Source organism: Methylobacterium persicinum (genome assembly GCF_022179525.1).
Taxonomy (GTDB): Bacteria; Pseudomonadota; Alphaproteobacteria; order Rhizobiales; family Beijerinckiaceae; genus Methylobacterium; species Methylobacterium persicinum.
In genome coordinates, this window is sequence record NZ_BPQX01000083.1 from 1 (window position 1) to 6,952 (window position 6,952).

The 6,952-nt window shown below is 71.5% G+C and carries 2 protein-coding genes; both read left to right on the forward strand.

Translation table 11 applies throughout. The features are described from left to right. Positions 1-209 precede the first annotated feature (209 nt). The gene (gene treZ / locus MFF22_RS24410; protein WP_238253351.1) at positions 210-2,015 is read left to right on the forward strand and encodes a malto-oligosyltrehalose trehalohydrolase; all 1,806 of its coding nucleotides are present in this window, start codon (positions 210-212) and stop codon (positions 2,013-2,015) included. Beyond that, on the forward strand, positions 2,012-6,913 hold the full coding sequence (locus MFF22_RS24415) for a malto-oligosyltrehalose synthase (protein ID WP_238253352.1): 4,902 nt from the start codon (positions 2,012-2,014) through the stop codon (positions 6,911-6,913). The genes treZ and MFF22_RS24415 overlap by 4 nt, the downstream gene beginning before the upstream one ends. The last annotated feature ends 39 nt before the right edge of the window (positions 6,914-6,952 follow it).

The following is a 6,952-nucleotide window of genomic DNA, read 5'->3' on the forward strand; positions in this document are numbered from 1 at the left end:
CGGGGAGAGGGGATCCACCGCCCGCAAGGACCCGGCCAGGGCGGCGTCGGGAATCGAACCCAGCCATGCGCCGGCCGGCATCCCCTTCCTTGCCCGGCGCGCTACGTGCAGTGGACGGGAACCGGATCGGGTCCGGGGCCTTCTCCACGATACGACGCTGCGGCCCCGCTTCGCGGTGCAACGCGCGAACCAGGAAGGATGGCGGCCTGATGCGGCATGCCCACAGCATGGATTTCGGGGCCGAGATCGTCGAGGGTGGGGTGCGCTTCGCCCTCTGGGCGCCCACCGCGCAGAGCGTCACCGTCGTGGTCGAGGGGGCCGAGCATCCCCTGCCCGAATCGGGCGGCGGCTGGCGGCGCACGGCCCTGCCGGGGGTGAAGCCCGGCGCCCGCTACGGCTTCCGCATCGACGGCGACCTCGTGGTGCCCGATCCCGCCTCCCGCTTCCAGCCGGAGGACGTGTCCGGCCTGTCGGAGGTGATCGACCCCCGCGCCTTCGCATGGTCCGACGAGGGATGGCAGGGCCGCCCCTTCGAGGAGGCGGTGATCTACGAGTGCCACGTGGGTACGGCGACGCCGGAGGGGACCTATGCCGGCCTCGAAAAGCGCCTTCCCGACCTGAAGGCCCTAGGCGTCACGGCCATCGAACTCCTGCCGCTCGCCGACTTTAAGGGCAGCCGGAACTGGGGCTACGACGGTGTCCTGCCCTACGCGCCGGACGGCGCCTACGGCCGCCCCGACGACCTCAAGCGCCTCATCGACGCCGCCCACGGCCTGGGCCTGATGGTCTACCTCGACGCGGTCTACAACCACTTCGGTCCGGCCGGGAACTACCTGAACGCCTACGCCAAGACCTTCTTCACCGAGCGCCACCAGACCCCCTGGGGCGCCGGCATCAACTTCGACGGCAAGGACAGCGGCGCCACGGTGCGCCAGTACTTCATCCAGAACACCCTCTACTGGCTGGAGGAGTACCGTTTCGACGGCCTGCGGTTCGATGCGGTGCACGCCATCCTCGACGATTCCGGCAAGCACTTCCTGGCGGAGCTCGGCGAGACGGTCCGGAAGACGTTTCCGGGGCGAAACATCCACCTGATGCTCGAGAACGAGAAGAACGAGGCCCGCTGGCTGGAGCGCGATGCGGGCGGCCGCCCGCGGATGCACGACGCCCAGTGGGCGGACGACCTCCACCATTGCTGGCACGTCCTGCTGACGGGTGAGAATGCCGGCTATTATGAAAGCTTTGCCGACAAACCGGTCGAGCGCCTCGCCCGCTGCCTCGCCGAAGGGTTTGCGTATCAGGGCGAGCCGTTCAAAACCCTCGACAACCATCCCCGGGGCGAGCCCTCGGCGCACCTGCCGCCCTCGGCCTTCGTCACCTTCCTCCAGAACCACGATCAGGTCGGCAACCGGGCGCTGGGCGAGCGCCTGAACCACCTCGCCGATCCGGTGAAGCTGGCCCTGGCCCGGGCGGGCTTCCTGCTGGCGCCGCAGATCCCGATGCTGTGGATGGGCGAAGAATGGTCGGCCTCGACGCCGTTCCTGTTCTTCGTCGACTTCGCCCCCGACGAGGACCTGAACAAGGCCGTCCGAGAGGGGCGCCGCAAGGAGTTCAAGAGCTTCGCCGCCTTCGCCGACGACACGTCGAAGATCCCCGACCCGACCGAGGAGGCGACCTTCCTCGCCTCGAAGCTCGACTGGTCGGAGCGGGAGCGCTCGCCGCACAGGGAAGTGCTGGCGGACACGACCCGCCTGCTCGGCCTGCGCCGGGACGTGGTGGTGCCGCTGGCCAAGTCCGGCATCCTCGGCGCGCAGGCGCAGGTGCCGCGGCCCGGCGTGGTCGACTGCACCTGGACCTTCCGGGCGGGCACCCTGCGCTTCGTGGCGAATTTCGGCGCAGAGCCCTTCGCCGTCGAGCCGGGCGCGGCCCGCCTCGTCTGGACAAACGCCCCCGACGGCGCGGGCGCATCGCTACCTTCCTGGACCGGCGTGGTCCTGACGGAGACCCGCCCGTGAGCCGCCTCAGCCAAGACCTCGCCGACCTCGTCGGCGTCGCCGCCGGCTATACGGACGCCTTCGGCAAGCCGGTCGAGACCTCGCTCGACGTGCGGGTCGGCCTCCTCGCCGCCCTTGGCTTCCCCGTCGCGGACGAGACGGAACTGGCCGAGAGCCTCGCCGCCGTCCGGGCCCTGCGGGAAAACCTCGTGCCGCCGCTCCTGCCGGTGGAGGCCCGCCGGGCCACCCGCGTGCCCCTGCGGGTCGGCGGGGGGCAGAAGACCCTCGTGTGGCGCCTCGTGGACGAGCGCGGGGCGGCCCGTGAGGGCCGGGCCCCTATCGGCGGAAGCGACCCGGCCTTCGACCTGCCGCCGTTGACGCCGGGCTATCACCGCCTGACCGTCGCCGTGGGCGACGCCCGGGCGGAATCCTTCGTGATCGCGGCGCCCCAGCGGTGCTGGCGCCCGAGCGCCTATGCCGAGGAGGCCGCCTGCGACTGGGGCCTCGCGGCCCAACTCTACGGCCTGCGCTCCGCGGGCAACATCGGCATCGGCACCTATGCCGACGCAGGGGAGGCGGCCCGGGAGGCGGCGCTCCGGGGGGCGGCTTTCCTCGGCCTCAGCCCCGTCCACGCCCTGTTCGGCTCCGACAGGACCAAGATCTCCCCCTATTCGCCGTCCTCGCGCCTCTTCCTCGAAACCCTGTTCATCGCCCCCCGGGCCTTGCCCGGACTTGCGGGTTCGAAGGCGGAGACGTTGCTCGCCGAGTCGGGGCCGGCCATCGCCGCGCTCCGTGAGGCGGCCCTCGTCGACCATGCCGGCGTCGCCGCCGTGCTCGATCCGATCCTGCGCGCCCTCTGGGCCGAGTCGCCGGCCCGGGCCGGCACCGACGAGGCCTTCGCCCGCTTCCGCGCCGAGGGTGGCGAGGATCTCGATTCGCACGCGACCTTCGAAGCACTCTCCGCCCATTACCGCACCCGGGGCGCCCATTGGCTCGGCGACTGGCCGGAGGAGGTCCGCCGGGCCGGCACGGAGGCCGTGCGCGCCTTCGCCGCCGACCATGCGGAGGAGGTCGGCTACCATGCTTGGCTGCAATACCTCGCCGACACACAGCTCGCCGCCGCCTCCCAGGGCGCCAAGGATGCCGGGATGCGTCTCGGCCTCTACCGGGACCTTGCGGTGGGCGCGGACCGGGGCGGATCGGAGATCTGGTCGCATCCCGAGCGGTTCGCCGACCGGGTGTCGATCGGCGCCCCGCCGGACCTGCTCGCCCCCCGGGGCCAGAACTGGGGCCTGCCCGCCTTCGACCCCCTGGAGATGGAGCGGGACGGGCTCGCCGCCTTCCGCGCCCTGGTCCAGGCCAACATGCGCCATGCCGGCGCGATCCGCATCGACCACGCCTTCCAGCTCGCCCGGCTGTTCCTGATTCCCCTCGGCGAGAGCGCCCATGCCGGCGCCTACGTCGCCATGCCCTTCGAGCCGATGCTCGCCGTGCTGCGGCTCGAAAGCCACCGGGCCAAGTGCCTTGTGATTGCCGAGGATCTCGGCACCGCGCCGGAGGGTTTCTCCGACGCCCTGATGAAGGCCGGCGTGCTGAGCTACCGCATCCTCGCCTTCGAGCGGGAGAGCGACGGCCGGTTCAAGGCGCCCGACGCCTACCCGCGCGATGCGCTCACCGCCATCACCACCCACGACCTCCCGACGTTCGTCGGCTGGTGGCGGGGGGTCGATTCCGACACCCGCCAGTCGCTGGGCCTCTACGACCAGGAGCGGGCCGAGGCCGAGCGGGGCGAGCGGGTCGTGGAGCGCCGCCGCCTCGCCGAGGCCCTGGCGACCCAGCAATTGCTGCCCGACGCCGAGCCCCCCGAGGCCGCGCCGTTCGAGGGCGCCGCGCGCTACCTTGCCCGCGCGCCCTCGGTGCTCACCGCCGTTCAGTACGAGGACGTGGTCTCCGAACTGGCCCAGGCCAACGTGCCGGGCTCGACGGAGGGCTACCCGAACTGGCGCCGCAAGCTCGACCGGGACCTGACGGAGATCGCCGCCCCCGGCGGGCCGCTCGCCAAGCTCGCCGCCGCCCTCTCGGCGGAGGGGCGCGGCGCCCGCAGCGCCTCGCGGCTCGCCGACGCACCCCCGCGGGCCACCTACCGGCTGCAGTTCCACAAGGACTTCACCTTCGCCGACGCGGAGGCGATCGTCCCCTACCTCGCAAGGCTCGGGATCAGCCACGTCTACGCCTCGCCCCTGCAGAAGGCCCGGCCCGGCTCGACCCACGGCTACGACATCGTCGACCACGGGCAGATCAATCCGGAACTCGGCGGTGAGGAGGCGTTCATCCGCCTCGCCGACACCCTCCACGGGAACGGCCTGAAGCTCCTGCTGGACATCGTGCCCAACCACATGGGCGTCGGCGGGTCCGACAACCAATGGTGGCTCTCGGTGCTGGAATGGGGGGCGCTCTCGCCCTTCGCCCACGCCTTCGACATCGATTGGCAGCGCCTCGGCGCGGGCCGGAACCTCGTGATCCCGTTCCTCGGCGAGCGCTACGGCGAAGCCCTGGAGAACGGGCTGCTCGAACTGAAGTTCGACCCCGAGAAGGGCGCCTTCAGCGTCTGGCACTTCGAGCACCAGTTCCCGGTGCGGCCCTTCAGCTACCCGACGATCCTCAGCCGGGTGCTCGCCGCCATCGGCGCCGTGGACGACGACACGACGGCGGAACTGCTCGCCATCTCCGAGCGCCTGCGGGCGATGTCGCTGGACCTCGATGAGGTGCGCCGCCGGGAATTTCCGGAGGAGGCCGAGGACCTGAAGCGGCGGCTCGCCGCCGTCTATGCCAGCTCGCCCCTGATCCAGCAGGCGACCGAGCGGACGCTCGCCCTGCTCAACGGCTTCAAGGGACGGCCGGACAGCTTCGGCTCCCTGCACCGGCTGCTGGAAGCCCAGGCCTACCGCCTCGCCCATTGGCGGGTGGCATCGAGCGATATCAACTACCGCCGCTTCTTCGACGTGAATTCCCTGGCGGGGCTCCGGGTCGAGAAGTCGGACATCTTCCATCTCTCCCACGAGACCGTTTTCCGCCACGTCCGCGAGGGGCGGATCGACGGCCTGCGCATCGACCACATCGACGGCCTTGCCGACCCGGCGGGTTACGCGCGGGCGTTGCAGGCGGCGGTGGGGCCCGGATTCTACGTGGTGGTGGAGAAGATCCTCGAACCCGGCGAGCGCCTGCGCCCCTGGCCGGTCGCCGGCACCACCGGCTACGACGTGCTCAACCAGCTCGACGGGGTGCTGGTCGACCGGGCCAAGCAGACCAAGGTCCGCCGCCTCTACGAGTGGGCGTCGGGCGTGGACGAGCGCTACGGCACGCAGCTCCGGGCCGCCAAGGCCGAGATCCTGGAGATCAGCTTCGCCAGCGAGCTGGAGGTGCTGACGAGCGACCTCAAGGAGGTCGCCGATGCCGACCGGCGCACCCGCGACTTCACCGTCAACGCCCTTCGTCGGGCGTTGATCGAGGTCATCGCCCGGTTCCCGACCTACCGCAGTTACCTCCCCGCCGACCTGGAGGAGGGCGAGGTCGAACCGGAGGACGTGCGGCTGATCGAGGGCGCGGTGGCCAAGGCCAAGCGCTGGTCGAGCCTGCCCGACCGCTCGGTCCACGACTTCGCCAGGGACGTGCTGCTCGGCCGGGTCGAGACCTCCGGCCCGGGCCGGCCGGACCCCCGGGTGGTCCTGCGCTTCCGCCGCCGGTTCCAGCAGCTCACCGGCCCGGTCATGGCCAAGAGCCTGGAGGACACGCTGTTCTACCGCTACGCGGCGCTGCTGGGCCTCAACGAGGTCGGCGGCGATCCGGGGGAGTACGGCATCGACGCGGAGCATTTCCACGACCTCCAGGCCGCCCGCGCCCGGGACTGGCCGAACGCCATGATCGCCACGGCCACCCACGACACCAAGCGCGGCGAGGATGCCCGCTCCCGGCTGCTCGCCCTGTCGGAGATGCCGGAGGGCTGGGCCGGGGCCTGGGACCTCTGGCAGAAGACCGCCGGGCCGCACCTCTCGCGGATCGACGGCGAACCCGCGCCGGACGCCAACGACCAGTGGATGTTCTTCCAGGCCATCCTCGGGGCATGGCCCCTGGAACTCCTGGAGGGCGAGGACCCGCAGGCGGTGGAGTCCTTCCGCGAGCGCCTCAACGCCTACGCCGAGAAGGCGATGCGCGAGGGCAAGCGCCGGTCGAGTTGGGTCAACGTGGACGAGACCTACGAGGGCACCGTCCGCAAGCTGTTCGAGGCGATCATCGCCCCGGGCTCGGATTTCCTGCGGGAATTGCGCCCCTTCGCACAGCGGCTCGCCCATCTCGGCATGCTGTCGGGCCTCGGACGGACGGTGCTGAAGGCGACCCTGCCGGGCCTGCCCGACACCTACCAGGGCACGGAGGTCTGGGACTTCTCCTTCGTCGATCCCGACAACCGCCGCCCGGTGGACTACCCCGCCCTGACCCGGATGCTCGATGGCGAGGGCGAGGTTGCGCCGCTCCTCGCCCACTGGCCGGACGGACGGGTGAAGCAGGCGACGCTCCACCGGATGCTTGCCGAGCGGGCTGCCCGACCGGATTTCTTCGCCCGGGCCGGCTACGAACCGGTGGCGGCCTCAGGGGCCAAGGCGGAGCATGTTCTCGCCTTCCGCCGGACCGACCTCGACACAGCGGGGGCGGACGACCTAATCGTCGCCGTGCCGAGGCTGTTCTCCGGGTTGATCGGGGAGGGGACATGGTCCGGCGAGGCATTCGCCGGCACGGTCCTCGCCCTCGGCGCGGGGACGCGCTGGCGGGACGTCGTCACCGGCCGGGAGATCGCCGGCGAGGGCGCCGACGCCGCCACCCTGTTCCGGGATCTGCCCTACGCCGTGCTCCGGCGGGCGGGGTAAAATTTGCCCCCGCCCACGCTCGACCTCATCCTGAGGTGC

What these genes read in the sequence shown, in the direction of transcription:
- treZ (WP_238253351.1), top strand. Translation starts at nt 210, where the DNA reads ATGCGGCATGCCCACAGCATGGATTTCGGGGCCGAGATCGTCGAGGGT.